The 24,253-nt window shown below is 68.3% G+C and carries 24 protein-coding genes; 12 read left to right on the top strand and 12 right to left on the bottom strand.

Annotation, left to right across the window (positions count from 1 at the left end; all coding sequences use genetic code 11):
• Window positions 1-8: 8 nt before the first annotated feature.
• Window positions 9-1,082: a tartrate dehydrogenase gene (locus QLQ86_RS10800; protein ID WP_282816925.1), complete on the bottom strand. Its 1,074-nt coding sequence runs from the start codon at window positions 1,080-1,082 to the stop codon at window positions 9-11.
• A 108-nt stretch (window positions 1,083-1,190) separates the two neighbouring features.
• Here QLQ86_RS10800 and QLQ86_RS10795 point away from each other — a divergent pair, with 108 nt between their 5' ends.
• Both QLQ86_RS10795 and QLQ86_RS10790 read left to right on the top strand, forming a co-directional pair.
• Entirely contained in the window at window positions 1,191-2,141 is a 951-nt protein-coding gene (locus tag QLQ86_RS10795; protein WP_282735249.1) for a LysR family transcriptional regulator, read from the top strand.
• On the top strand, window positions 2,138-3,466 hold the full coding sequence (locus QLQ86_RS10790; RefSeq protein ID WP_282735250.1) for a glycosyltransferase: 1,329 nt from the start codon (window positions 2,138-2,140) through the stop codon (window positions 3,464-3,466). Before QLQ86_RS10795 ends, QLQ86_RS10790 begins: the two co-directional genes overlap by 4 nt.
• A gap of 5 nt (window positions 3,467-3,471) precedes the next feature.
• Here the strand turns inward: QLQ86_RS10790 and QLQ86_RS10785 are convergent, their stop codons facing one another.
• Window positions 3,472-4,152: a TVP38/TMEM64 family protein gene (locus QLQ86_RS10785; RefSeq protein ID WP_282735251.1), complete on the bottom strand. Its 681-nt coding sequence runs from the start codon at window positions 4,150-4,152 to the stop codon at window positions 3,472-3,474.
• 85 nt (window positions 4,153-4,237) lie between these two features.
• Window positions 4,238-5,413: a TauD/TfdA family dioxygenase gene (locus QLQ86_RS10780; RefSeq protein WP_282735252.1), complete on the bottom strand. Its 1,176-nt coding sequence runs from the start codon at window positions 5,411-5,413 to the stop codon at window positions 4,238-4,240.
• 126 nt (window positions 5,414-5,539) lie between these two features.
• Between QLQ86_RS10780 and QLQ86_RS10775 the strand changes: the two genes are divergently transcribed.
• Complete coding sequence (locus QLQ86_RS10775) at window positions 5,540-6,418, top strand: LysR family transcriptional regulator (RefSeq protein ID WP_282816924.1); 879 nt, start codon at window positions 5,540-5,542, stop codon at window positions 6,416-6,418.
• Here QLQ86_RS10775 and QLQ86_RS10770 read toward each other — a convergent pair.
• The 3 genes from QLQ86_RS10770 to QLQ86_RS10760 are packed head-to-tail and all read right to left on the bottom strand — an operon-like array spanning window position 6,355 to window position 9,772.
• The gene (locus QLQ86_RS10770) at window positions 6,355-7,224 is read right to left on the bottom strand and encodes a M90 family metallopeptidase (protein ID WP_282816923.1); all 870 of its coding nucleotides are present in this window, start codon (window positions 7,222-7,224) and stop codon (window positions 6,355-6,357) included. The two genes, QLQ86_RS10775 and QLQ86_RS10770, sit on opposite strands and share 64 nt — an antisense overlap.
• Before the next feature lie 4 nt (window positions 7,225-7,228).
• Entirely contained in the window at window positions 7,229-8,800 is a 1,572-nt protein-coding gene (locus QLQ86_RS10765) for a bifunctional GNAT family N-acetyltransferase/carbon-nitrogen hydrolase family protein (protein WP_282735255.1), read from the bottom strand.
• A gap of 51 nt (window positions 8,801-8,851) precedes the next feature.
• Window positions 8,852-9,772 carry a DMT family transporter gene (locus tag QLQ86_RS10760; protein WP_282816922.1) on the bottom strand — a complete coding sequence of 307 codons (921 nt, stop codon included), beginning with the start codon at window positions 9,770-9,772 and terminating at the stop codon, window positions 8,852-8,854.
• Between the two features lie 105 nt (window positions 9,773-9,877).
• On the opposite strand from QLQ86_RS10760, the gene QLQ86_RS10755 reads away from it, so the two are divergent.
• Both QLQ86_RS10755 and QLQ86_RS10750 read left to right on the top strand, forming a co-directional pair.
• Window positions 9,878-11,533, top strand: coding sequence for a BCCT family transporter (locus tag QLQ86_RS10755; protein WP_282735257.1), 1,656 nt, complete (start codon window positions 9,878-9,880; stop codon window positions 11,531-11,533).
• A gap of 248 nt (window positions 11,534-11,781) precedes the next feature.
• A complete protein-coding gene (locus QLQ86_RS10750) occupies window positions 11,782-12,066 on the top strand; it encodes a hypothetical protein (protein ID WP_282735258.1) in 285 nt (94 codons plus the stop codon).
• Between the two features lie 35 nt (window positions 12,067-12,101).
• Here QLQ86_RS10750 and QLQ86_RS10745 read toward each other — a convergent pair whose 3' ends face one another.
• The 5 genes from QLQ86_RS10745 to glcD form a co-directional block, all read right to left on the bottom strand.
• Window positions 12,102-12,368, bottom strand: a complete 267-nt coding sequence (locus QLQ86_RS10745; RefSeq protein WP_282735259.1) for a DksA/TraR family C4-type zinc finger protein — start codon at window positions 12,366-12,368, stop codon at window positions 12,102-12,104.
• 156 nt (window positions 12,369-12,524) lie between these two features.
• Window positions 12,525-12,926: a GlcG/HbpS family heme-binding protein gene (locus QLQ86_RS10740; protein WP_282816921.1), complete on the bottom strand. Its 402-nt coding sequence runs from the start codon at window positions 12,924-12,926 to the stop codon at window positions 12,525-12,527.
• Between the two features lie 10 nt (window positions 12,927-12,936).
• On the bottom strand, window positions 12,937-14,172 hold the full coding sequence (glcF, locus tag QLQ86_RS10735; RefSeq protein WP_282816920.1) for a glycolate oxidase subunit GlcF: 1,236 nt from the start codon (window positions 14,170-14,172) through the stop codon (window positions 12,937-12,939).
• A 1-nt stretch (window position 14,173) separates the two neighbouring features.
• Window positions 14,174-15,277, bottom strand: a complete 1,104-nt coding sequence (gene glcE / locus QLQ86_RS10730; protein ID WP_282816919.1) for a glycolate oxidase subunit GlcE — start codon at window positions 15,275-15,277, stop codon at window positions 14,174-14,176.
• A gap of 9 nt (window positions 15,278-15,286) precedes the next feature.
• Window positions 15,287-16,786 (bottom strand): glycolate oxidase subunit GlcD, encoded by a 1,500-nt coding sequence (gene glcD, locus QLQ86_RS10725; RefSeq protein WP_282735262.1) that lies wholly within the window; start codon window positions 16,784-16,786, stop codon window positions 15,287-15,289.
• Window positions 16,787-16,981: 195 nt separating this feature from the next.
• Here glcD and glcC point away from each other — a divergent pair, with 195 nt between their 5' ends.
• The gene (glcC, locus tag QLQ86_RS10720) at window positions 16,982-17,761 is read left to right on the top strand and encodes a transcriptional regulator GlcC (RefSeq protein ID WP_282816918.1); all 780 of its coding nucleotides are present in this window, start codon (window positions 16,982-16,984) and stop codon (window positions 17,759-17,761) included.
• Window positions 17,762-17,764: 3 nt separating this feature from the next.
• On the opposite strand, the gene QLQ86_RS10715 is transcribed toward glcC, so the two are convergent.
• On the bottom strand, window positions 17,765-18,448 hold the full coding sequence (locus QLQ86_RS10715) for a GntR family transcriptional regulator (protein WP_282816917.1): 684 nt from the start codon (window positions 18,446-18,448) through the stop codon (window positions 17,765-17,767).
• Window positions 18,449-18,628: 180 nt separating this feature from the next.
• Between QLQ86_RS10715 and QLQ86_RS10710 the strand changes: the two genes are divergently transcribed.
• The 6 genes from QLQ86_RS10710 to QLQ86_RS10685 all read left to right on the top strand — a co-directional run bounded on the left by QLQ86_RS10710 (window position 18,629) and on the right by QLQ86_RS10685 (window position 24,212).
• Complete coding sequence (locus tag QLQ86_RS10710; protein WP_282735265.1) at window positions 18,629-19,090, top strand: GlcG/HbpS family heme-binding protein; 462 nt, start codon at window positions 18,629-18,631, stop codon at window positions 19,088-19,090.
• A gap of 139 nt (window positions 19,091-19,229) precedes the next feature.
• On the top strand, window positions 19,230-20,303 hold the full coding sequence (locus QLQ86_RS10705) for a TRAP transporter substrate-binding protein (RefSeq protein WP_282735266.1): 1,074 nt from the start codon (window positions 19,230-19,232) through the stop codon (window positions 20,301-20,303).
• Between the two features lie 76 nt (window positions 20,304-20,379).
• Complete coding sequence (locus QLQ86_RS10700; protein ID WP_282735267.1) at window positions 20,380-20,898, top strand: TRAP transporter small permease; 519 nt, start codon at window positions 20,380-20,382, stop codon at window positions 20,896-20,898.
• A complete protein-coding gene (locus QLQ86_RS10695) occupies window positions 20,895-22,175 on the top strand; it encodes a TRAP transporter large permease (protein ID WP_282735268.1) in 1,281 nt (426 codons plus the stop codon). Before QLQ86_RS10700 ends, QLQ86_RS10695 begins: the two co-directional genes overlap by 4 nt.
• 28 nt (window positions 22,176-22,203) lie before the next feature.
• The gene (locus QLQ86_RS10690; RefSeq protein WP_282816916.1) at window positions 22,204-22,989 is read left to right on the top strand and encodes an enoyl-CoA hydratase/isomerase family protein; all 786 of its coding nucleotides are present in this window, start codon (window positions 22,204-22,206) and stop codon (window positions 22,987-22,989) included.
• Window positions 22,990-23,024: 35 nt separating this feature from the next.
• On the top strand, window positions 23,025-24,212 hold the full coding sequence (locus tag QLQ86_RS10685; protein ID WP_282816915.1) for a CaiB/BaiF CoA transferase family protein: 1,188 nt from the start codon (window positions 23,025-23,027) through the stop codon (window positions 24,210-24,212).
• Window positions 24,213-24,253 lie beyond the last annotated feature (41 nt).

Below are 24,253 nucleotides of genomic sequence, written 5' to 3'. Positions count from 1 at the left end.
GAGCTCGCTCAGCCGGCGATGCGTTCGGCGATGGCGCGGCCCAGGGCCTCGGTGGTGCCATGGCCGCCGACGTCCGGCGTCAGCATTGCCTTGTCGCCCTCGGCGAGCACCGCCTCGAAGGCATCGACGATGGCCTGGCCGGCCTTCGGGTGGCCCAGGTGCTCGAGCATCATGGCGGCGGACCAGACCTGGCCGATGGGGTTGGCGATGCCCTTGCCGGCGATGTCCGGGGCGCTGCCGTGGACCGGCTCGAAGAGGCTCGGGAAGTGGCCATCCGGGTTGATGTTGGCCGAGGGGGCCACGCCGATGGTGCCGGTGCAGGCCGGTCCCAGGTCGGAGAGGATGTCGCCGAACAGGTTGCTGGCCACCACCACGTCGAACCAGTCGGGGTGCATCACGAAGTTGGCGGTGAGGATGTCGATATGGAACTGGTCCACCGACACCTCGGGGTAGTGCACGCCCATCGCCTTCACGCGCTCGTCCCACCAGGGCATGGTGATGGCGATGCCGTTGGACTTGGTGGCCGAGGTGAGCTTCTTGCGCGGGCGGCTCTGGGCCAACTCGTAGGCGTACTTCAGCACCCGGTCGACCCCGGTGCGGGTCATCACGGTCTCCTGGATCACCACCTCGCGATCGGTACCCTCGAACATCTTGCCGCCGACGCTGGAATACTCGCCCTCGGTGTTCTCGCGTACCACGTAGAAGTCGATATCGCCGGGTTTGCGATCTGCCAGCGGGCTCTTCACGCCGGGCAGCAGCTTGCACGGGCGAAGGTTGACGTACTGGTCGAAGCGGCGACGGAACTGCAGCAGGGAGCCCCACAGGGAGATGTGGTCAGGTACCGTCTCCGGCCAGCCCACGGCACCGTAGAAGATGGCATCGGCGCCCTTGAGCTGCTCGAACCAGTCGTCGGGCAGCATCTGGCCGTGCTCGGCGTAATAGTCGCAGCTGGCGAAGTCAAAGTGCTCGAGGCTCAGGTCGATACCGAAGCGCTTGGCGGCGGCCTCGAGGGCGCGAAGCCCCTCGGGCATCACCTCCTTGCCGATGCCGTCGCCGGGAATGACGGCGATGCGATGGGACATGGATCTCCTCCTAGGGTGCATGGGTCGTGCCTGCCAGTCTAGTCCTGCACGGAGGAAAGATAATCGGGTTACCATTCAACTCATTGTTGAATGAAAGTGGAGAATGGCATGACGCCCCTCGATGACCTGGCTTTCTTCCGGCGCCTGGCCCATGCCGGCAGCCTCACCGCCACCGCCCGCGAACTGGGCCTGTCGCTGTCGGCGGTAAGCAAGCGCCTCAAGCAGCTCGAGGCGCGGCTGGGGGTCGAGCTGGCCAGCCGCACCACACGGCGCCTGACGCTGACCGCCGAGGGCGAGCGCTACCTGGCGCGGGGCGGGATGATCCTCGAGGAGCTCAGCGAGCTCGAGGAGTCCCTCGGCGAGCATCGGGCCGAGCTCTCCGGCCCCCTGAGGGTCAACGCCACCTTCGGCTTCGGCCGCCGCCACGTGGCTCCGCTGCTTTCGGCCTTCTGTCGGGACCATCCCGGCATCGAGGCGAGCCTGGAACTCTCCGGCTTCCCGTTGAGCCTGGGCGACCAGGCCTTCGACATCGGCATCCGCGTCGGCGAGCCGCCGGACTCCCGGCTGGTGGCCCGCCGGATCCTGGCCAACCGTCGTGTGCTCTGTGCCGCCCCCGCCCGGGTGGCGGCCCTTCCGCCCCTGATCTCGCCGGCGGACCTGTCGGGGCAGGCATGCCTGCTATTGCGCGAGAACGACAGTGACTTCGCGGTGTGGCGCTTCCAGCAGCGCGAGGACCCCGGGGTGGAGCAGGCGGTGAAGGTGGCCGGGCCGCTGGCCAGCAACGACGGCGAGGTGGTCATGCGGCTGGCGCTGGATGGGCACGGCATCGCGCTGCGCTCCTGGTGGGACGTCCACGACCACCTGGCCCATGGTCGCCTGGTCGAGCTGCTGCCCGACTGGCAGGGGGTGCGTGCCGACTTCCACGCCGTCTATCGCCAGCATCGGCACGTGCCGGCGCGCATCCGCGCCTTCGTCGCCTATCTTGAACAGGAGATGGCCAGCCGCGTGCCCTCCCTGCAGAATGTCGCCACTGCCAGCCGAGGAGCCTTGTTGCCGTGAATGTGTTGATGTTCACCAATACCTACCTGCCCATCGTCGGCGGGGTCAGCGAGTCGGTGCAGCGGCTCAAGCGCCAGCTGCAGGTCGCCGGCCACCGGGTGCTGGTGGTGGCGCCGCGTCTGGAGGGGCAGCCGCGAGAGGAGCGCGACGTGGTGCGGGTGGTGGCGGTGCAGCACTTCAACGGCAGCGACTTCTCGTTGCCGGTGCCGATTCCCGGCCAGCTCCACGAGGCGATCGAGGCCTTCGAGCCCGATATCGTCCATGCCCATCACCCCTTCCTGCTGGGCGATACGGCCGCCCGGGCGGCGGAGACCTACGGCCTGCCCCTGATCTTCACCCACCACACGCTCTACGAGCACTACACCCACTATGTGCCCGGCGACTCGCCGCGCATGCAGCGCTTCGCGGTGGCGCTCGCCACCCAGTACACCTGGCTGTGCGACGAGGTGATCGCACCCAGCGAGAGCATCCGTGACCTGCTGCACCGGCGCGAGGCCAATCCCCGCATCAGCGTGGTGCCGAGCGGCGTGGATACCGCGCGGTTTGCTCTTGGCGACGGCCGGGACTGGCGCGCACGCCTCGGCATTCCTGACGGGGCCTACGTGATCGGCCACCTGGGGCGCCTGGCGCTGGAGAAGAACCTGGCGTTCCTGGCCGAGGCAGTGGCCGAGGCGCTGGTGCGCGAGTCCGGGGCCCACTTCCTGGTGGTGGGCGAGGGCGAGGCCCGCGGCGACATCCAGGCGCTGGCGGACGCCCGGGGCGTGGCGGGGCGCCTGCACTTCACCGGTCGCCTGCAGGGCCAGGCGCTGATCGATGCCTACCACGCCATGGACGTCTTCGCCTTCGCCTCCCACAGCGAGACCCAGGGGATGGTGGTGGCCGAGGCCATGGCGGCCGGCCTGCCCGTGGTGGCCATCGATGCCCCCGGGGTGCGCGAGGTGGTGGTCGACGGCCGCAACGGGCGGCTGCTCGCCACGGATGACGTGGACGCCATGGCCGAGGCGCTGGTCGCCCTGGCGGATCCCGGCGTCCGCCGGCCGCTGGCCGAGTCCGCCCTCGAGACCGCGGCCGACTACGACGAAGGACGCTGCGCCGAGCGTTGCCTGGCGGTCTATCGCCGTGCCATCGCCCGGGGCGGCCCCTTCACCCATGCCGACGAGGGCGGCTGGGAGCGGGTGCGCCACCGGCTGGGGGCCGAGTGGCATATGCTCCGCCATCGCGGCCGCCTGTTGCGCCACCTGGTGCAGGAGGAGTGGGAGCAGGACCGTCCCGCCTGGTGGCCCGGCCACCGGGCGGAGGACGAGAGCGAGGTGCCGCGGAAATAGCCCCGTCAGCGGGCGCGGCGGCGCCGGTCGGACCAGGCCTTGAGACCGGCCAGCAGGGCGATTCCCGCCAGCAGGCCACCGGCGGCCCAGAGCAGCTCACCGCGGCTCTCGGCGGTGGCCAGCTCGCCCAACTGGCTGCCCAGCAGGGTGACGCCGGCCAGCCCGGGGACGATACCCAGCATCGAGCCGATCATGTAGTCGCGAAAGCGCAGGCGGAAGGCCCCGGCCATCATGTTGGTCAGGGTGAAGGGGGCCAGCGGCAGCAGGTTGACCAGGGTCATGGTGCGGATACCACGCCCCGACAGGTAGCGCGAGACCCCGCGCAGATGCCGGCCGCCGTGGCGCATCAGCGCCTCGCGGCCGAGCCGGCGGCCCACCCACCAGGTCAGCATCGAGGCCGCGAGGGTACCCGCCAGCGCGTGGGCAAAGCCCCACCAGGGGCCGAACAGCAGCCCGGTCAGCGCCACCAGCAGGCTGAGCGGGAACATCACCAGCGACGCCCCGGCGTAGATGGCCATCACCACCAGCACCGCCCAGGGGGCGTCGCGCCAGGCCAGGGAGCCCTGGACCAGGCGCTGCAGCGTGGCGACGGTCAACAGGTCCTCGCTGGCCAGCCACTGCCAGCCCACGGCCAGGCCGGCGAGCAGGATGAGGGCGATCAGCGGAAGCAGGAGCGGACGGGGCATGCGGGCGGGCGCCTTGGCGGCTGGGAAAGCGACAGCATACGGGGCGGGGGCATGCTGGCCAATGGCCGGCCGGCGGTGAGCCGGGTCAGGCGTGGCGCGCCAGCACCCGCAGCCGCGACTCGAGCATGTCGCGGTCGAGGTAGGTGCCCTGAAGGTGGCGTCGCCCGCTGTCGGGGTCGAAGGCGCCGCGGCCGTGCAACACGCGGCGATTGTCGAAGGCGACCATCTCGCCCGGGGCCAGGCTGAACGCGAGCCGATGACGGGGTTCGTGCAGCAGCGTCCAGAAGCGATGATAGGCGGCGTACCAGGCCTCGATGAGCTCCGCCGGCAGGCGCAGGGTGTCGCGGATCCAGTTGTTGAAGCGCACCTCCACCACGCGCCCGTCGGCGTCGCAGTGCAGGATCGGCGCGCGCACGGCGATGTCCTGTTCCTCGTCCTGAAAGCGGAAGTCGATGGGCGTCTCGCTGAGCAGGCGAAAGGCCTCCGGGTCCTCGCGGCGCAGGGCCTCGGCGACCCGGTAGCCGTCGGCGAACAGCGACTCGCCCCCCTCGGCGCCGTTCTCCAGGCAGTAGAGCAACTGGATGTCCGGCGGCTGGCGCCAGTTGGGCAGGTCGGTGTGCAGTGCCAGGCCGATGGCGGTGTAGGCGGCGTTGTTGGGGTTGGGCTTGGAGCGGACATCGAAGCGGGCGCCGAAGTTGGTCGAGCGCAGCGGGCCGATTCGCCTGGCCAGGCGGCTCACCTCCTCGTCGGCCAGCGGCCCGTTGTCGAGCAGCACCAGGCCGTCGCGCAGCAGGGCCTCGAGCCAGGCCCGCTCACCCTCGACAGAGCCGGTGAAGGCCGCGTGGTCGACCCGCTCGGGGCGAAAGCCCTCGGGCCAGGGGCGCGGGGCGGGCAGCGCCGTGGCCGCTTCCACGCCGGGGCGACGCTGGTGAAGCCAGCCGCCGTCGAAGCGGCTCTCATGCCCATCCTCCCATACCAGGTGCAGGTGGCCGGCCTCGATGCGGGCCTCCCGGGGGCGGGTGATGGTCGCCAGCGGCAGGACGAGGCGCTCGCGGGTCTGGGCATGGCGGCAGGCGCGGCAGGCACAGTGGTCGCGCAGCCAGAGCCAGGGAAGGCGGGCCTGCTCGCCATCCTCCCAGGCCAGGTGGATGCCGCTATCGTCGGCCCGTCCGTCGCGTAGCCGCGGGGCCTGGGCGTAGGGGGCCAACTCCTGCATCTCCACCGGCTCGGCGGTGGCGGCGTGGGGGGCAGTGGCGTCCATGCGGTCCTCCTCTGGAATGTCGGGCATGACGGTGACGGGGAGCCCCGAGGGTGACGGCTGGCCCGGCGGCTGACAAACGATTAATCTGGCCCCTATGACCAAGCACAGCTTATGGGTGGCTATTTCATGAGTTCCTTGCCCCCGCTGATCTGGCTACAGGCCTTCGAGGCGGCCGCGCGCACCCTGAGCTTCACGGCCGCCGGTCGCGAACTGGGGGTGACCCAGGCGGCCATCAGCCAGCGCATCCGGCTGCTCGAGGACCGCCTGGGGCAGAAGCTCTTCGTGCGTCACCCGCGAAGCCTCACACTGACGCCGGCGGGCCAGGCGTGGCTACCCAGCATCCACGAGGGGTTCGCGCGCATCGGCGAAGGCACCCGAGAGGTCTTCGGCAGTGCAACGGCACGCTCGGTCACGTTGCGCACCACGCCGGTCATCCAGCAGAACTGGCTGGCGCCCCGGCTGCTGGCCTTCCATCGTGCCCATCCGGCGATCGCCGTGCGCCTGGTCAGTGCCATCTGGTCCGGCGAGTTCGGCCCCGAGGGGGCGGATATCGAGATCCGCTACGGAGGCGGCGGCTGGTCGGGCATGGAGGCGCTGTCGCTGGGTGTCGAGCGCCTGTTGCCGGTGTGTGCCCCGGCGGTGGCACGCGGCCTGGCGGCACCCGCCGACCTGGCGGGCGTGACCCTGCTGCATGCGGCAGGCTTCGCCGTGGGCTGGCCGAGCTGGCTGGAGCGGGCCGGGGTGGCCGGCCTCGACGCGCGCTCGCCGGCGCTGACCTGCGACAACCAGGCCATGACCCTGGCGCTGGCCAGCCAGGGCGGAGGCGTGGCGTTGACCCACCGGCGCCTGTTCGAGGGGCGTGATGACCTCGTCGCTCCGTTCGATCTCGCCGTGCCCACCGACGAGCGCTTCTGGCTGGTACGTTCGGCGCGGGGTCAGCGTCAGGAGGAGGCGTCGCTGCTGTGGTCGTGGCTCGCCCGCGAGGTGGATGCCGAGCCGGGATGAGCCGCAGTGGCCGGCGGACAGCGGGCCAGGGGATCCTGGCGGAAGTAGCGAACCAGCAGCACATAGAGCGCGGGGTAGGCCTGCACGAGCACGTCCGGGGCGGTGAAGAAATGCTCGCAACAGACCGCGAAGCACTCGCCGGGGTGGGTCGCCGCGTAGTCGTCGATGGGCGTCGGCTCGCCGCACGCCAGGCGCGACTGCAGGTCCTCCCAGACGCCCATGAAGACCCGGTGCCACTCCTTCGGGTCGATCTCCCTGGGCAGCGGTGGAAAGCCATCCACGTCCAGGGAGTTGCCCAGGTCGAGCTTGTGGGCCAGCTCGTGGATCAGCACGTTGAAGCCCGAGAAGTCACCGCTCTCCATCAGGTCGGGAAAGGAGACCACCACCGGCCCCTGGGAGGAGGTCTCGCCGGCGCGTTCGTCGACATACTCGTGGACCACGCCGGCCTCGTCCATCTCCTCCACCTGGCGCCGGAAGGCGTCGGGCAGGATGAGGATCTCGTGAACGTTGGCGAAGGCCTCGCGGTGCTCCTCCTCCTCCCAGCCCAGGGTCAGCAGGCAGGCCTGGGCCGCCAGGGCCAGCCGGGCGGGTGGGTCGAAGTCGGTGGTCTCGGCAAGCTCCGGGTGCAGGCTCAGGCGCTTGGCATGCACGAACTGCCAGGCGCGCTGGCCGAGCCGCTCGGCATCCTCTTCGGGCAGGGCGGCGAGCAGCGGCACGCGTTCCCGGGCCTCCCGCCAGAGCGCCTCGGGAAAGGGGTGGCGCGCCTCGAAGCGCCGGCCCCCCAGGCGCAGCAGCCGGCCGAGCATGGCGTCAGCCCTCCTCCAGGTTGGCCCCGGACTTCCAGGACCAGTCCCGCCAGCGCAGGTCGAAGAGGTCCTTGCGGCGGTCCTTGAGGTTGGTCACCGAGCCCTCGGCCCGCACCACGGTCAGGCGGGTCAGGTCGAGGTCCGAGAACATGATCATCTCGGTGTTGGGCGTGGTCTCGGAGAGCACGGCATCGTGGGGGAAGGCGAAGTCCGAGGGCGAGAAGACCGACGACTGGGCGTACTGGATCTCCATGTTCTCGATGGAGGGCACGTTGCCGACGCTGCCGCACAGCACCACGTAGCACTCGTTCTCGATGGCCCGGGCCTGGGCGCAGTGGCGCACCCGCAGATAGCCGTTCTTGGTGTCGGTCCAGAAGGGCACGAAGAGGATGTCCATCTCCTGGTCGGCGAGCAGCCGTGAGAGCTCGGGAAATTCCACGTCGTAGCAGATCTGGATGCCCACCCGGCCGGCATCGGTCTGGAACACCAGCAGTTCGTCGCCGCCCTCGATCACCCAGTCGCGGCGCTCCTGGGGCGTGATGTGCAGCTTGGCCTGGCGCTCGATGCTGCCGTCGCGATGGCACAGGTAGGCGATGTTGTAGAGGAGGTCATCCTCGCCCAGCTCGATCATCGAGCCGGCGATGATGTTGATGTTGTAGGAGACCGCCATGCGCGACAGCTCGGTCTTGAACTGGTCGGTGAAGCCGGCCAGGAAGCGGATGGCAGCCATCTGGTCCTGCTGGGCGGCGCGGTCCTGCAGCCCCATCAGCGGGGCGTTGAACAGTTCCGGGAAGACCGCGAAGTCGCTCTGATAGTCGGCCAGGGCATCGACGAAGTACTCCACCTGCTGCAGCACCGACTCCACCGAGTCGAACTCGCGCATCTGCCACTGCACGGCGCCGACGCGGACCTGGGTGGGGCGGTTCTCCAGCACCCGTTCCGCCGGCTCGAAGAGGATGTTGTTCCACTCCAGCAGGGTGGCATAGCCCTGGGACTTCTCGTCCTCCGGCAGGTACTTGCGCAGCAGGCGTTTGACCTGGAAGTCGTTGGCCAGCTGGAAGGAGAGGATGGGGTCGTGGATCTCCTTGCGGGCCACCTTGTCGAGGTACTCGGCCGGGGAGAGCTCGTGAGCGTGCTCGTGGTACTGGGGGATGCGCCCGCCGGCCAGGATCGCCCGCAGGTTCATGGAGCGACACAGCTCCTTGCGCGCCTCGTAGAGGCGCCGGCCCAGCCGGTAGCCGCGATAGTCCGGATGGATCAGCACGTCGAGCCCGTACATGGCGTCGCCATCGGGGTCGTTGAGGATGGTCTCGCGCTTGCCGATCAGGTCGTCGTACTGGTGGGGATTGGAGAAGGTGTCGTAGTCGACAAGCGCGGTCAGGGCCACGCCGACGATGGTCTCGTCGTCCTCGATGACGATCTGACCGTCGGGGAACTCCTTGATCAGCTTGTCGATGGTGGGCCTGGGCCAGGCGCCGCCGATGTCGTCGTAGACCCGGTCCATCAGCGCCTGGAGCTGCGGGTAGTCGTCCGGGGTGAGGTTGCGCAGGTTGAGGTGCAGGTCGTCGAGGGACATGGCGCGTCCTTCCTTCGGGTCAGGGGGCAGTCTCGCCGCAGTCTACCATGCTCAGCGCGGGCCCCGGTCGAGGCGCGTCGCCCCTGCCGAGAGCCGCCCCAGCGGCCGGGTGAGGGTCTGGGCCATGATGACCCCCGCCAGCACCAGGGCTCCGCCGCTCAGGTGGAACAGCGCGACCCGCTCGCCGAGGAAGGCCATGGCGATCAGGGCGCTGAACACCGGCATCAGGTTGATGAAGATGCTGGCCTGGCTGGCACCGATCTGGCGGATGGCCCGCATCCACAGGAAGGTGGTGACGATCGAGGCGGGGATGCCCGCATAGAGGATCAGCCAGACGTTGTGACCATCCACCGGCGTCATGGGGCCGAGCAGGTAGCCGGGCAGCAGGAAGAGGGTGGCAAAGGCCGCCTGGAGGTAGAGCACCACCCAGGGCGGCATGTCCAGGGGCCAGCGCTTGAGCATCACTCCGTAGAGGGCATAGCAGGTGGCGGCCACGACCATCAGCAGGTCACCGAGGGCCACCTCGAGCTCGAGCAGCGACCGCGGGTCGCCATGCCCCAGCAGCACCGACACACCGGCCAGTGCCAGCACCCCGCCCAGGGTGCCGCCGAGGCTCGGGGCCTCGCGCAGGATCAGCGCGCTGAGCAGCACGGTCAACAGCGGCACCATGGCGGCGAGGATGCCCATGTTGGTGGCCGAGGTAGTCTCGGCGGCCACATAGGCCAGTCCCTGCCACATGGCCATGCCCAGCAGCCCCAGCAGGGCGAGCTTCGGCCACTGGCGGCGGATGGCGTCGCGATGGCGCCAGGCCACGGGCAGCACGAAGGGTGTCAGCACGGCCAGCGCCAGCACCCAGCGCAGGAAGGCGATGCTGCTCGGGGCGATGCTGCCCACGGTGAGCTGGTTGATGGTCATGTTGCCCGACCAGATCAGCACGGCGCCCAGCGGGGGCAGGAAGGTGAGCAGTGGCATGGCATCCTCGACACGTTGAATCCGGGCCTCATGCTGCCAGAGGCCGGAAAGAAGAGCATGGTAAACTGATGCTCCTTGACATCCCATCGCCAGAGGAAGTCTGCCATGAGTGATCCGAGCGACCCGACGAACGATCCGTCATCGCACGCCGCCAACAGCGACATGGAGACGGATTACGTCGTTGGCCAGGATAATATCGAGGGGCAGCTGGGGCCTTTCGGCTTTGATATTCATAACCGAGTCTTTGTCGTATCGGCGCTCGCGTCGGTCGTCTTCATCGTGCTCACCCTGCTGTTCCCCGAGCGAGCCGGCAGCATCTTCCAGTCCATCGTCGGCTTCTCGACCGGCTCGCTGGACTGGTATTTCATGATCGTGGTCGATTTCTTCATCCTGTTCTGCATCGCGCTCGTGCTGCTGCCCTACGGATCGATACGGCTGGGTGGTCCTGACGCCCGGCCGGATTACGGTTATCTCTCCTGGTTCGCGATGCTGTTTGCCGCCGGCATCGGCATCGGGCTGCTGTTCTTCGGCGTGCTGGAGCCGGTCTATCATGCCAATGTCTCCCTGCCGCTCGGCATCCCTTCGCCTTTCGGGGCCGACGGAGCGCTGGATCCAGAGGCCATTCCCGAAGCAACCGCCCTGGGTATTGCCGGCACCTACCTCCACTGGGGCATCCACGGCTGGGCCGTGTATGTGGTGATGGCCCTGGCGCTGGCCATCTTCACGTTCAACAAGGGGCTGCCCTTCTCCATTCGCTCGGCCTTCTTCCCGATCCTCGGCGATCGTGTCTGGGGCTGGTGGGGGCATGTCATCGATATCCTGGCGGTCTTTTCCACCCTGTTCGGCCTGGCCACCTCCCTCGGGCTCGGCGCACAGCAGGCCAATGCGGGGATGAATTTCGTCTTCGGCCTGGAGGTGAGCGCCGCCACTCAGGTCATCATCATCATCCTGGTGACGGCGGTGGCGCTGGTGTCCGTCTGGCGCGGTCTCCAGGGCGGTGTGAAGAAGCTCTCCGAGCTCAACATGATCCTGGCCGTGCTGTTCTTCTTCTTCGTGCTGTTCGCCGGCCCGACGCTGGTGGCCCTGAACGGGTTCTGGACAGGCCTGGTGAGCTATGTGACGGACTTCGTCGCGCTGTCGGCGCCCTTCGGGCGCGACGACGATGCCTATCGCCAGGACTGGACGATCTTCTACTGGGCCTGGTGGATCAGCTGGGCGCCCTTCGTCGGCATGTTCATCGCCAGGGTCTCGCGGGGCCGCACCATCCGGGAATTCGTGACCTGCGTGCTGGTCATTCCCAGCCTGTTCATCTTCATCTGGATGGGCGTCTTCGGTGCCACGGCGCTCGACCAGCTCTATGCCAACCCGGACGCCAGCCTGGTCAAGGAGTACGTGATCGACAACTACAGCCCCGAACTGTCGTTGTTCGGGATGCTCAACGAGTTGCCGCTGACGGGGCTGATGTCCACCCTCGGCATCGTCCTGGCGCTGATCTTCTTCGTGACCTCGTCGGATTCGGGCTCCCTGGTGATCGACACCATCACGGCCGGCGGCAAGGTCGATGCGCCCAGGACCCAGCGCATGTTCTGGGCGACGGTGGAGGGCCTGGTCGCCATCGTGCTGCTTCTCGGCGGCGGCCTGTCGGCGCTTCAGGCCGGGGTGACGGCAACGGCGATTCCGTTCTCCATCGTGATGCTGCTGATGTGCTACTCCATCATCATGGCGCTGAACGGCGAGCTTCGCCGCACGTCCTCGCCATGACGCACCCTTGGCCTTGCCGAGCGTGTTGCCGCGCGGCCGGACAGGAAAGGGAGGGGGCATGGCGGTCCCCTGCCGGCGGAACCGTCTCCCGCTAACGCCGGGCCGGGAGCATCAAGCAAGGCTGCCGCGGGCAGTGAGCTGAATGCGAGGGAGACTCCCGTGACGAGATTCCCCTTGTGGTCCCCCTGGATTGCCGCTTAGCTCAAGGAGCGGCATGCCCCCCCTTACCACTTGCAAGGAGTCTGCACATGAACACGTTGCTGGCCGTCCTGGCCCTTTCCCTTCTGGCGACGACGGCAGTCGCCCAGGAGTCCTCGGGATCCTCCGGTAGCGAGACCGGCCCAGAGGAGTCCAACGAGCGAATGCAGGAGCATCTCGACAAGTCTGAATTCAAAGAGCAGGGCACCACGGAGGCGCCGGGAGGCGGGGCCGAACCGACGGAGAACTGGTTCGGGTGCCCCCCCGATGAAGCGGACGAGGAGGAGTGTGAGGAGCAGACTGACGAGACGGACGATGAGGAAGGGGCATCCTGAGTGACAGGGCGCATTCGGCCGGAAGCCGGGGCGCGTCAGCGCAGTTGGCTGTCCTTGCTGCCGCGGCGGTTGTAACCGGCGTGGCCCGACGGGCGCTTGTCTCGCTCGGCCTGGCAGGTGACGCAGAAGCGCACGCCCCTTATCGCCTCGCGGCGCGCCTGGGGGATGGGGTCCCCGCACTGCGCGCAGTGTTCGGCGCTTTCGCCGTCCGGCAATTGCCGGCGCGAGCGCGCCAAGGCATCCTCGACGGTGCTGTCGATCTGCTCCTGGACGGCGCCATCCTTCGACCATCCTCCCGCCACTGAGCCCTCCCTGCGCGCTTGTCGCGTCGGTCTGCCCGGCTATCATCTCAGTCTGGACCATTCCCGGGGGGAGTTCCATGCCCCGGCGGCGAGCGTCACTGCCATCAGAAAGGCCCCGCACAAGCGGGGCCTCGTCGTGAGCAGGGCGCTAGACGCTCAGCCGATGGCGGCGACGCCGGCCTTGGCGACCTGGACGTCCTGGTCCGGCTTGACGCCGGAGATGCCGACGCTGCCGGCCACCTGGCCATCGATGAGCACCGGGACACCGCCGGCCAGCAGGGCCTGCATGGGGGCCGTCACGAAGGCGGTCCGGCCGTTGTTGATCATGTCCTCGAAGACCTGGGTCTCCTTGCGTCCGATGGCGGCATTGCGCGCCTTCTCGGTGGCGACGTCGGCGCTGAAGGGCGGGGCACCGTCGAGGCGGCGCAGGCCGAGGAGGTGACCGCCATCGTCGGCCACGGCCACGGTCACGGCCCAGCCGTTGGCCTGGGCTTCCTGCTGGGCGGCGTCGAGGATGGCGTTGACGTCATCCAGGGTCAGTACGGGCTTGGTCTGCATGGTGTTCTCCTTAGGGGGTTAGTGCCTCGTCGACGATCTCGATCCAGTGCCTCACCGGAGTGCGGTTGGCGCCGGCCAGGTGGGTCTGGCAGCCGATATTGGCCGTGACGATCACCTCCGGGTTGCCGGCCTCGAGGTTATCGAGCTTGTTGTCGCGCAGCTGGGTGGCAAGTTCCGGCTGGGTGACGGCGTAGGTGCCTGCCGAGCCGCAGCAAAGGTGGGCGTCCTGCACCGGGGTGAGGGCGAAGCCGAGCCGGCCGAGCACCTGCTCCACGGCGCCACCGAGCTTCTGGGCGTGCTGCAGGGTGCAGGGGCAGTGGAAGGCGAGCCGGCGCCGCTCCTTCACCTCGAGGGCAGCGAGGTCCTCGTCGTGCAGCACCTCCACCAGGTCTCGGGCGAGCGCGCTGATGCGCTCGGCCTTGTGCGCATAGTCGGGATCGTCGGCGAGCATCTCGCCATACTCCTTGACGAAGGCCCCGCAGCCGCTGGCGGTCTGGACGATGGATTCACAGCCGGCCTCCACGTGGGGCCACCAGGCGTCGATGTTGGCGCGCATGCGCGCGCGGCCGGCTTCCTGGGCGTTGAGGTGGAAGTCGATGGCGCCGCAGCACCCGGCCTCGGGGGCCGGGGTCAGGCCGATTCCCAGACGATCCAGTACCCGGGCGGTGGCGGCATTGGTGTTGGGCGAGAGCCCCGGCTGCACGCAACCCTCGAGGATCAGCATCTGGCGCGCGTGGCGCTTGCCCTCGGGGCGGGCGCCCGCATCCACCGGTGCCGGGGGCATCTTGTCCCTGAGGGTGCCTGGCACCAGCGGCCGGAAGGTCTGGCCCAGCTTGAGCAGCGCCTTGAAGCGACGGGGGTCCACCAGGGCCTTGCGCAGCCCGAAGCGCAGGGTGCGCTCGGGCAGCGAGCGGGGCACGCGACGTTCGATCTCGGCACGGCCGATATTGACCAGCTTGTGGTACTCCACCCCGGAGGGGCAGGTGGTCTCGCAGTTGAGACAGGTGAGACAGCGATCGAGGTGAAGCCGCGTCTCCTCGGTGACCTGGGTGTCGTCCTCCGGGCTCTCGAGCATCTCCTTCATCAGGTAGATGCGCCCGCGCGGGCCGTCGCGCTCGTCGCCCAGCAACTGGTAGGTGGGGCAGGTGGCATTGCAGAAGCCGCAGTGAACGCAGGTGCGCAGGACGCGGTCGGCCTCGCGGATATGGGGCTTCTTGAGGTCTTCCTCGGTAAAGTGCGTCTGCATCTCAGAGCTCCGCGTAGAGTCGGCCCGGGTTGAAGATGCCCTTCGGATCCAGCTGGGCCTTCAGGTTTCGATGGTACTTCGCCACCACCGGTTCCAGCGGCATGAAAGGGTCGGGCTGGCCCGGTCCCTCGCGGGAGCCCAGGCAGGTGGCGTGGCCGCCGGCGCGGGCGCAGGCCTCGCGGATGGTGTCGGCGGGCAGGTCGCTGCGCAACCAGCGCTGGGTGCCGGCCCAGTCGTGGAGCAGGTCCGCTTCCTGGACGCCGGCAAGCGCCAGCGAGGGCGTGTTGTGGGGCAGCGAGAGGCGCCACAGGGCGCGGGCGTCCTCCCGGGAGAAGAAGTCCAGCGTCTGCTCGCGAAGCGCCGTCCAGAAGTCCGCGTCCAGTTCGTCGCCGCCGAGGCGCTCGCGGGTGGCGGCAACCGAGCTGGGCCCGCCCTCCAGGCGCAGGTGCAGGGCGTCGGCGTGCCAGGCGGCGGCGGTAATGGGCAGCGGGTGACGTCCCCACTCGGCGAGCCTCGCCTGGGCGTCGGCCAGCGGCATCTCGAGGCGCAGGCTGTGGCTGGCGCCGGGCCTGGGCAGCACCTTGAGCGAGACCTCGGTGATCAGCCCCAGGGTCCCCTGGGCGCCCACCATCAGCCGCGACAGGTCGTACCCGGCGACGTTCTTCATCACCTCGCCGCCGAAGCGCTGCTGGTGTCCCTCGTGGTTAATCACCCGGGTGCCCAGCACGAAGTCGCGTACGCTGCCGGCCCAGGGCCGGCGGGGGCCGGAGAGGCCGGTGGCGACCATGCCGCCCACGGTGGCGTCCGCGCCGAAGTGGGGCGGCTCGCAGCCGAGCATCTGGCCGTTGTCGGCCAGGGTGGCCTCGAGCTCGGCCAGCGGCGTGCCGCTGCGCACCGAGACGATCAGTTCCACCGGGTCGTAGTAGGTGATCCCGCGGTGCTCGCGGGTGGACAGGGGCTCGCCGTCGACGGGGCGGCCGTAGAAGGCCTTGGTATCACCGCCGACGAGGCGCAGCGGGCTACCCTCGGCCGTGGCCCGGCGAACGCGTTCGGCGAGCGCCTCGCTGATGTCCTGGTCGGTCGGTTGGGGGCGTGTCTCCACCATGGGGAATCCTCAGAATCGGGGCAGCTCGGGGTGCGGGAGTTCATTGTTGTGCACGTGCATGGCACCGAACTCGGCGCAGCGAGCGAGCGTGGGGATGTTCTTGCCCGGATTGAGCAGGCGCTCGGGGTCGAAGGCCGCCTTGACCGCATGGAAGGTAGCCAGCTCGCCCGGGTTGAACTGGGCGCACATCTGGTTGATCTTCTCGCGGCCCACGCCGTGCTCGCCGGTGATCGAGCCGCCGACCTCGACGCACAGCTCGAGGATCTTGCCGCCGAGCTCCTCCGCCTGCTCCAGCTCGCCGGGGCGGTTGGCATCGAAGAGGATCAGGGGGTGCATGTTGCCGTCGCCGGCGTGGAAGACGTTGGCGACCCGCAGACCATATTCCTCGGAGAAGTCGGCGATGCCCTTCAGCACCCGCGGCAGCTCGCGGCGCGGGATGGTGCCGTCCATGCAGTAGTAGTCCGGCGACATGCGCCCCACCGCCGGAAAGGCGTTCTTGCGCCCCGCCCAGAAGGTGGCGCGCTCGGCCTCGTCGCGGGCCTGCTGGATGCCGGTGGCCCCGGCCTTCTCGAGCACCGCGCGCACGGTGGCGCAGTCGTCGTCGACGTCGGCCTCCACCCCGTCCAGCTCGCAGAGCAGGATGGCCTCGGCCTCCACCGGATAGCCGGCCTTGACGAAGTCCTCGGCGGCGCGGATGGCGAGCTTGTCCATCATCTCGAGCCCGCCGGGGATGATGCCGGCGGCGATGATGTCCCCCACCGCGCGGCCGGCCTTCTCGACGTCGTCGAAGCTGGCCATCAGCACCTTGGCGGTCTCGGGCTTGGGCAGCAGCTTGACGGTGATCTCGGTGACCACGCCGAGCATGCCCTCGGAACCGGTGAACAGGGCCAGCAGGTCGAGGCCCGGGGCGTCCAGCGCCTCGCTGCCGAGCGTCATGCGCTCGCCCTCGATGGTGATCACCTCCACCTTCATGACGTTGTGCACGGTCAGCCCGTACTTCAGGCAGTGCACGCCGCCGGCATTCTCGGCCACGTTGCCACCGATGGAGCAGGCGATCTGCGAGGAGGGGTCCGGCGCGTAGTAGAGGCCGTAGGGCGCCGCCGCCTCGGAGATCGCCAGGTTGCGCACGCCGGGCTGGAGCCGGGCGATGCGGGCGTCCGGGTCCACGTCGAGGATGCGGTTGAAGCGCGACATCACCAGCAGCACGCCCTTCTCGAGGGGCAGGGCGCCGCCGGAGAGGCCGGTGCCGGCGCCGCGGGTCACCACCGGCACGCCCAGGGCGCAGCAGCGCTTCATCAGCGTCTCGACCTGCTCGAGGGTCTCGGGCAGGGCGACCAGCATGGGCAGCACGCGGTAGGCGGAGAGGCCGTCACACTCGAAGGGGCGCAGGTCCTCCTCGCGGTGCAGCAGGGTGAGCCCGGGCGCCGCCTGCTGCAGGTCGGCCAGGACGTCGGCCTTGTCGATGTCCGGCAGCTCGCCGTCGAGCCGCTCGTCGTAGAGGATGTTCATGTGGCTTCCTCGCTGGATGGCCCATGACCCGCGCGGGCCGGGCAATGACCGGTTGTGGCCTTCAATCTGTGCTTTCTTGACGGGCGTGTCCAGTCTCTGGTTCGCTGGTCAGACCAGTTGTGAGTATAATTCTGGAAAGTATTTCCAAGGTACACCCTCGCGCCACGGTAGGACATCCCCCCGGAGGAGACCATCATGCCCCGCTACCATGATGAGCTGGTCACCACCTCACGCACGCCCGATGCCATCGCGGCCAGGCTCGAGGAGCTGATCCTCGACGGCGTGTTCCGCCCGGGTCAGCTGCTGCCCTCCGAGCGGCGCCTGAGCGAGCGGCTGCAGGTCTCCCGTGCCTCCCTGAGGGAGGCGCTCAGGACGCTGCGCAGCAAGGGGGTCATCGTCACCCGGCAGGGGAGGGGCTCGGTGGTGGCCGAGCTGGTCACGGCGGCCCAGGACACGCCGCTGATGCATCTCTTCCGCGACCACCCGCGGACGCTGTTCGACCTGCTGGAGGTGCGGGCCCTGCTCGAGGGCGAGTCGGCCAGCCTGGCGGCCAGCCGGGGCACGCCCTCCGACCGGGTGCTGATTACCCGCCGCTATCGGGAGATGGTCGACTATGTGGAGAGCGCCGAGTCGATCGATGTCGAGCGCCTGGCACGGCTCGATCACGGCTTCCACCTGGCCGTCTGTCAGGCGTCCCACAACCCGGTGCTGGTGCACACCCTGCAGAGCCTCACCGACCTGCTGCTGAGTTCGGTGTTCGCCTCGGTGAAGAACCTCTATCACCGCCCGAGCTCCCGCGAGATGATCAATCGCCAGCATGCGCGGCTCTATCGCGCGGTCATCGAGGGCAAGCCGGTCCTCGCCCGGCGTGTCGCCCTGGAGCATCTCTCCGGCGTGGGCGAGCAGTTGCGCGAGATCGAGGCGGAGGACCAGCGACTGGAGCGCTCGGCCATGCGCCTCGATGGCTGGGAGTAAGGGTCAGGAGGTGGCGACATCGAGGGTGGTCTCGTCCTCGATCACGCCGGCGAGGGAGGCCACCTCGAGCTTGTTGCAGAGATGGTCACGGAGGATCTGTCCCAGGCGCTTGCCGTCTCGCGCCTCCAGGGCAAGGATCATGTGCTCGTGGTCCTGGACGGCCTTGCGCCAGAAGTCGTCGGTCATCTTCTTCGAGTAGCGGACCCGTTTCACTCGCTGGTTGAGGTTGCTGTAGGTCTCCTGAAGCACCTCGTTCGCCGAGGCGGACAGGATCCCCTCATGGATCCTCTGGTTGACCTGGAAGTAGTCCGGCAGGTTGCGATCGCGATAGTGCCGGAGCATCTCGTCATGCAGCGCGCGGATGACCTTGATCTCCTCGTCGCTGATGTTCTGGCAGGCGAGCTCGCCTGCCAGCCCCTCGAGGGCCCCCATCAGGTCGTAGGTATCCTTGACCATCTTCAGGGTCAGGCGCACGACCCTGGCGCCGCGATTGGGCAGCAGCTCGACCAGACCCTCGGAGGCGAGCACCTTCAGCGCCTCCCGCAGCGGCGTACGGGACACCCCGAACCGCTCGCAGAGCTGCTTCTCCGATATCCGCTCGCCCGGTGCGAGATCCCCCTGCTCGATGAGTTCGCGGACGCGGTCGGCCACTTCCAGGTAGAGGCTGCGATGATGGATCTTGCTCATGGCATGGGTCCCTCGAGGCAATGGCGTCCTTGGTGGTCCCGGCCGGGGCGCCGGCCGCGTTGCCGGGCCTGCCGGTTCCCCCTCGGGTGGGGACGGACCAGGCTGGCATTATTTCACGAAAGGTATTATGAATTCAAAATACAACCAATATCCACCTCGACGAACATTCAGGAGTCTCCCATGGCCGGCAAGGTCTTCCGTAGTCAGTTCCAGCTTGGCCGTTCCCGGGCCAGAGCCATTCTCGACGGGGCCTTCGCCAGGGCGCGTGAGGCCTCGATGGAGCCTCTCACGGTGGTGGTGCTCGACGGTGGCGGGCACGTCGTCGCCGCCGAGCGCGAGGACGGCTGTGCCCCGCTGCGCTTCCCGGTAGCGCAGGGCAAGGCCTTCGCCGCCCTGGGCAATGGCGCCTCGAGCGGCGTGGTCGGCGCCCGCAATGCCGAGCGACCGGCCTTCCTCGCCAGCGTGGCCGCAGCCTCGGGCGGGCACTTCGTCCCGGTGCCCGGCGGGGTACTGATCCTTGACGACGACGCCCGGGTGATCGGCGCCGTCGGCGCCAGTGGCGCCTCATCGGGCGAGGACGAGGCCGCCGCCATCGCCGGCATCGAGGCGGCGGGACTGGCCTGGGGGCTGGAGCCCGACTGATCCGGGGGTCGCGCTCGACCAAAGTTTAATACCGAATAATGAATTTTGAATTCAGATTGAATTCGTGACGGTCGGACTCACCGCGCCGTTGGATGGCCGAGGATGACTCGGGCCGCCGGGGTACCCCGGGTGGCCCTCCATGAGCCGCCACGGCCTGGAGACTGCCCGGGAAGGCGCCACAACCGGGCAGGACACCTACAACAACAAGTCAGCACTGGAGTATCCGATGAAGATGATCAAGACAGCATTCGCCAGCGCCTCACTGGCCCTGAGCCTGACGCCAGCGCTCGGTCTCGCCCAGACCGAGCTGCAGTTCGGTCACGTGGGCAATCCCGGTTCGCTGTTCGATGCCTCCGCCAAGGAGTTCGCCGAGCGGGCCAACGAGCGGCTGGGCGACGACTACGAGGTAGTGGTCTACGGGTCGAGCCAGCTGGGCGGCGACAGCTCCATGATGCAGAAGCTCAAGCTCGGCCAGCTGACCTTCACGCTGCCGTCCACCGTCATGTCTTCGGTGGTCGACGAGTTCGGCCTGTTCGAGATGCCCTACCTGATCAAGGATCGGGAGCACATGAAGCGGGTCATCGATGAGGTCCTCGAACCCGACCTCTTCCCGCTGGCGGAGGAGGAGGGCTACAAGATCCTCGCCGTGTGGGAGAACGGCTTCCGCCAGATCACCAACAACGAGCGGCCCATCAACACGCCCGAGGACCTGGACGGCCTCAAGCTGCGCACGCCCAAGGGCACCTGGCGGGTACGCATGTTCGAGGAGTACGGCGCCAACCCGTCGCCCATGGCCCTCTCCGAGGTGTTCACCGCGCTGCAGACCGGCACCATGGATGGCCAGGAGAACCCCCTGGTGCAGATCTACTCCCAGAAGTTCCAGGAGGTCCAGGACTACCTGTCCATGACCAACCACGTCTACACGCCGGCCTATGTGGTGGTCTCCAGCAACCACTGGGAGGACCTGCCCGAGGACGTCCGCGACGTGCTGGCGGAGACGGCCCGGGAGGTCCAGGACTTCGTCTACGAGACCGCTGCCCGGCAGGATGAGGAGCTCCTCGGCGAGATGGAGGCTGCCGGCATGGAGGTCAACGAGGCCGACAAGCAGGCGTTCATCGATGCCAGCGGTCCCATCTACGATCTCTTCGACGAGGAAGTGGAAGGCGGCGGCGACCTGGTCGACCGCGTACTGGCGCTCGGCCAGGAAGAGTAGCCCGCTTCGAACCCCCGACCGAGGACCGCCCCACACCCGGGGCGGTCTCCCTCCTCTGCTCGACGGAGTGGCTTCCATGTCCCTTGCGAGACTGCGATCCGGCTTCGAGTGGCTGCTCGAAGTCATCACCATGCTGCTGGTGGTTTCCCTGGCGGTGGTCGTGCTGCTCGGTGTCACCTTTCGCTTTACCGGCAACTCTCTCGGCTGGTACGACGAGGTGGCGGCCGTGATGCTGGCCTGGGTGACCTATTACGGCGCCGCTCTCGCCGCCCTCAAGCGTGCCCATATCAGCGTGCCCGGCCTGGTCTACTCGCGGCCACCGGTGGTGCGCGTGACTCTGGTGTTGATCGGCGAGGCCATCATCATCACCTTCTTCGTGCTGCTTGCCTTCTATGGCGTGCGCACCATCCAGATCCTCGGCGGCTCAACCCTGGTCAGCGTGCCGATCCCGATCGCCGTCACCCAGTCGACCATCCCCATCGGCGCCGGGCTCTACGTGATCGCCGAGCTGATCAACCTGCCCACCATCCTCCGTGAGGCCTGGCAGGGCAGGCGCCCGCCCTCGGAGCAGGACATCGTGGAGGAACTGCAATGACGACTGCCCTGATCCTGCTCTCCGGGCTGGCGATGATCTTCATCAACGTGCCCATCGCCGTGGCGCTGGGCGCCGTATCCCTGGTCGCCATGCTGGTGCTGCAGGGGCCGAACAGCCTGCTCAGCTTCCCCATCGTGATGTTCGATGGCTCGACCAAGTTCCCGCTGATCGCCATCCCGCTGTTCGTGCTGGCCGGGGCGATCATGAATACGGGAGGCATCTCCCGGCGGCTGATCGACTTCGCCTCGGCGCTGCTCGGCTTCATCCGCGGCGGGCTGGCAATGGTCAACATCGGCACCTCGCTGTTCTTCGCCGAGATCTCGGGCTCGGCAGTGGCCGACGTCGCCGCCCTCGGCTCCATCCTGATGCCGGCGATGAAGAAGAAGGGCTATCCGGCGGACTTCACCGCCGCGATCACCTCGTCCTCGGCGTCGCTGGCGATCATCATCCCGCCGTCCATCCCGATGATCCTCTACGCCGCCATGGCCGATACCTCGGTGGTGCAGCTGTTCGTGGCCGGCATCGTCCCCGGCCTGCTCGGCGGGCTGTCGATGATGGCGCTCGCCTGGTACTTCGCCGTCCGCTACAACTACCCCGTCGAGGAGACCTTCCGGCTGTCCCGGGTGTGGGCCACCTTCAAGGCGGCGAGCCTCGCCTTCCTGCTGCCGCTGATCATCCTCGGCGGTATCTTCGGCGGCTTCATGACCGCCACCGAGGGCGCCGCCCTGGCGGTGCTGGCGGCGCTGCTGATCAGCTTCCGCTACGGCGAGCTGCGCTGGAGTACGCTGCGCGGGGCCATGGTCGAGGGCGGGGTGCAGACCGCCGTGGTCATGCTGCTGGTGGCGAGCTCCGCCCTGCTCGGGGACTTCCTCACCCGCGCCCAGCTGCCCCAGACGCTGGCCGCGGTGATCGGCGACTTCACCAGCAACAAGTACATGGTGCTGGCGCTGCTCAACGTCTTCCTGCTGGCGATCGGCATGATCCTGCATTCGGCGGCCGCCATCATCCTCACCGTGCCCATCGTCATGCCGCTGGTGATGATGGTCGGCATCGATCCGGTCCACTTCGGCATGATCGTCACCCTCAACCTGGCCATCGGCCAGCAGACCCCTCCGGTGGCGAGCGTGCTGATGACGGCCTGCTCGGTGGCCAAGGCGGACATCTGGGACGTGGCCAAGGCCAACGTGCCCTTCATGATCCTGCTGTTCGTGTTGCTGATGCTGGTCACCTACGTGCCGGTGGTCCCCATGGGCCTGGTGGAGCTGTTCTACCGATGAACCCGATGATCCCGAGGGGAGGATTCCCATGTCCGACGATGCCCTGATCGTCCGCCGCGAGGGCGGAATCGCCTGGATCGGCTTCAATCGCCCGGCGAACCGCAACGCCATGACCTGGGCGATGTACGACGCCCTGGAGGCCTGCTGCGACCGGCTCGCGGAGGATGACTCGGTGGTGGCGGTGGTGCTGCACGGGGTGGGGGGCGAGGCCTTCGTGGCCGGCACCGACATCACCCAGTTCACGCACTTCGCCGCCCCCGAGGATGCCATCGGCTACGAGCGGCGCATCGACCGGGTGGTGGGCAAGCTCGAGGCCCTGCCCAGGCCCACCATCGCCCTGGTCGAGGGGGCCTGCGTGGGGGGCGGGGCGGCCCTGGCGCTGGTCTGCGACTTCCGCTACTGCACGCCCACCATGAAGTTCGGCGTGCCCATCGCCAGGACGCTCGGCAACACCCTGTCGATGACCAACGTCTCGCGGCTGGTCGACATGGTCGGCGTGGCCCGCACCAAGGAGGCGCTGATGATGGGCCGGCTGTTCGACGCCGAGGAGGCCCGCGAGGCGGGGCTGGTCAACGGGGTGTTCGACGCCGGGGTGATCCATGAGGAAGTGGCCGCCATCGCCGCCGAGTTCGCGGGGCGCGCCCCGCTCACCGTCCAGGCCAGCAAGGCGCTGGTGGGACGGGTGCTGGCCGAACGTCGTCCCGACCCCGAGGCCGGGGACGACTGGGTCACTACCTGCTACATGAGCGACGACTTCAAGGCGGCGGTGAACCGGTTCGTCCACAAGACGCCCTTCGAGTGGACGGGCCGCTAGCCATGCCGACAGACCCCCAAGGAGGGAGCACACCGATGCTGCCACTGCAGAACCTCAAGGTCCTCGACATCTCCCAGATCATGGCCGGCCCCTACTGCACCATGGTGCTGGCCGACATGGGCGCGGAGGTGATCAAGGTCGAGAAGCTCAACGGCGGCGACGACAGCCGCCAGATGGGCCCCTACGTCAACGACGAGTCGACCTGCTTCTCGCAGATCAACCGCAACAAGAAGAGCATCTCCCTCAACCTCAAGGAGGACCGGGCCCGGGATATCTTCTATCGCCTGGCGCGCGATGCCGACGTCATCGTCGAGAACTACCGCACCGGGGTCACCCAGTCGCTGGCGATCGACTACGACACCATCAAGGCGATCAACCCGGGCATCGTCTACTGCTCGATTTCCGGCTACGGCCAGACCGGCCCCTATAAGCACAAGGGCGGTTTCGACCTGGTCGCCCAGGGCATGACCGGGCTGATGTCGATGACCGGCGAGCCGGGGCGTCGTCCGCTCAAGACCGGCATCGCGGTCTACGATATCGGTGCCGGGCTGACCGCCACCTACTCCATCCTGGCCGCCGTCATTCACCGGATGAACACCGGCGAGGGCCAGCACATCGACATCGCCATCACCGAGTGTGGCCTGCCCTGGTTCACCTGGGAGGCGGCGGCCTACTTTGCCGAGGGCCGGGTACCCGAGCCTACCGGCTGGCGCCATCGGGTCTCGGCCCCCTACCAGGCGGTCAAGGCCCGTGACGGCTACCTGATGCTGGGCTGCGCCAACCAGCGCACCTGGGAACGGTTCGCCCGGGACGTGCTGGAACGCCCCGAGCTGATGGAAGACTCACGTTTCCTGACCAACCACGACCGCGGCCAGCATGTCGAGGAACTCGAGGCACTGCTGGAGTCGCTCATGGCCGAGCGCGACGTCGATGACTGGCTCGCGCGCTGTGACGCGGCCGGGGTGCCGGCGGGCCCGATCAACGACTTCGCCCAGGCCATGAGCGACGAGCACTACCTGGCGCGCGGGATGGTGCAGGAGATGGATCACCCGACGATTGGCAAGATGAAAACCATCGGCTTTCCCAGCAAGTTCTCGCGCACCCCGTCGCAGATCCGTCATCCAGCGCCGCTGTTTGCTCAGCACACCGATGAAGTGCTCGGTGGCATGGGGCTGTCTGCCGAGGAGCTCGAGACCCTGAGGGCCGAGGGCTGCATCAAGTAGGCGCCTTTTCGAGACATGGATTGCATTCATTATCCAAGAAC

Origin of the sequence: Halomonas rhizosphaerae (assembly GCF_030012485.1) — a bacterium.
GTDB classification, from domain to species: Bacteria; Pseudomonadota; Gammaproteobacteria; order Pseudomonadales; family Halomonadaceae; genus Halomonas; species Halomonas rhizosphaerae.
The sequence above is the reverse complement of the archived record's forward strand: the minus strand, read 5'-3'. Positions and strand labels throughout refer to the sequence as shown.

Coding starts and splice junctions, on each gene's coding strand:
- QLQ86_RS10800 (WP_282816925.1), bottom strand. CDS start 1,082: ATGTCCCATCGCATCGCCGTCATTCCCGGCGACGGCATCGGCAAGGAG.
- QLQ86_RS10795 (WP_282735249.1), top strand. CDS start 1,191: ATGACGCCCCTCGATGACCTGGCTTTCTTCCGGCGCCTGGCCCATGCC.
- QLQ86_RS10785 (WP_282735251.1), bottom strand. CDS start 4,152: ATGCCCCGTCCGCTCCTGCTTCCGCTGATCGCCCTCATCCTGCTCGCC.
- QLQ86_RS10780 (WP_282735252.1), bottom strand. CDS start 5,413: ATGGACGCCACTGCCCCCCACGCCGCCACCGCCGAGCCGGTGGAGATG.
- QLQ86_RS10775 (WP_282816924.1), top strand. CDS start 5,540: ATGAGTTCCTTGCCCCCGCTGATCTGGCTACAGGCCTTCGAGGCGGCC.
- QLQ86_RS10770 (WP_282816923.1), bottom strand. CDS start 7,224: ATGCTCGGCCGGCTGCTGCGCCTGGGGGGCCGGCGCTTCGAGGCGCGC.
- QLQ86_RS10765 (WP_282735255.1), bottom strand. CDS start 8,800: ATGTCCCTCGACGACCTGCACCTCAACCTGCGCAACCTCACCCCGGAC.
- QLQ86_RS10760 (WP_282816922.1), bottom strand. CDS start 9,772: ATGCCACTGCTCACCTTCCTGCCCCCGCTGGGCGCCGTGCTGATCTGG.
- QLQ86_RS10755 (WP_282735257.1), top strand. CDS start 9,878: ATGAGTGATCCGAGCGACCCGACGAACGATCCGTCATCGCACGCCGCC.
- QLQ86_RS10750 (WP_282735258.1), top strand. CDS start 11,782: ATGAACACGTTGCTGGCCGTCCTGGCCCTTTCCCTTCTGGCGACGACG.
- QLQ86_RS10740 (WP_282816921.1), bottom strand. CDS start 12,926: ATGCAGACCAAGCCCGTACTGACCCTGGATGACGTCAACGCCATCCTC.
- glcF (WP_282816920.1), bottom strand. CDS start 14,172: ATGCAGACGCACTTTACCGAGGAAGACCTCAAGAAGCCCCATATCCGC.
- glcE (WP_282816919.1), bottom strand. CDS start 15,277: ATGGTGGAGACACGCCCCCAACCGACCGACCAGGACATCAGCGAGGCG.
- glcD (WP_282735262.1), bottom strand. CDS start 16,786: ATGAACATCCTCTACGACGAGCGGCTCGACGGCGAGCTGCCGGACATC.
- glcC (WP_282816918.1), top strand. CDS start 16,982: ATGCCCCGCTACCATGATGAGCTGGTCACCACCTCACGCACGCCCGAT.
- QLQ86_RS10715 (WP_282816917.1), bottom strand. CDS start 18,448: ATGAGCAAGATCCATCATCGCAGCCTCTACCTGGAAGTGGCCGACCGC.
- QLQ86_RS10710 (WP_282735265.1), top strand. CDS start 18,629: ATGGCCGGCAAGGTCTTCCGTAGTCAGTTCCAGCTTGGCCGTTCCCGG.
- QLQ86_RS10705 (WP_282735266.1), top strand. CDS start 19,230: ATGAGCCGCCACGGCCTGGAGACTGCCCGGGAAGGCGCCACAACCGGG.
- QLQ86_RS10700 (WP_282735267.1), top strand. CDS start 20,380: ATGTCCCTTGCGAGACTGCGATCCGGCTTCGAGTGGCTGCTCGAAGTC.
- QLQ86_RS10695 (WP_282735268.1), top strand. CDS start 20,895: ATGACGACTGCCCTGATCCTGCTCTCCGGGCTGGCGATGATCTTCATC.
- QLQ86_RS10690 (WP_282816916.1), top strand. CDS start 22,204: ATGTCCGACGATGCCCTGATCGTCCGCCGCGAGGGCGGAATCGCCTGG.
- QLQ86_RS10685 (WP_282816915.1), top strand. CDS start 23,025: ATGCTGCCACTGCAGAACCTCAAGGTCCTCGACATCTCCCAGATCATG.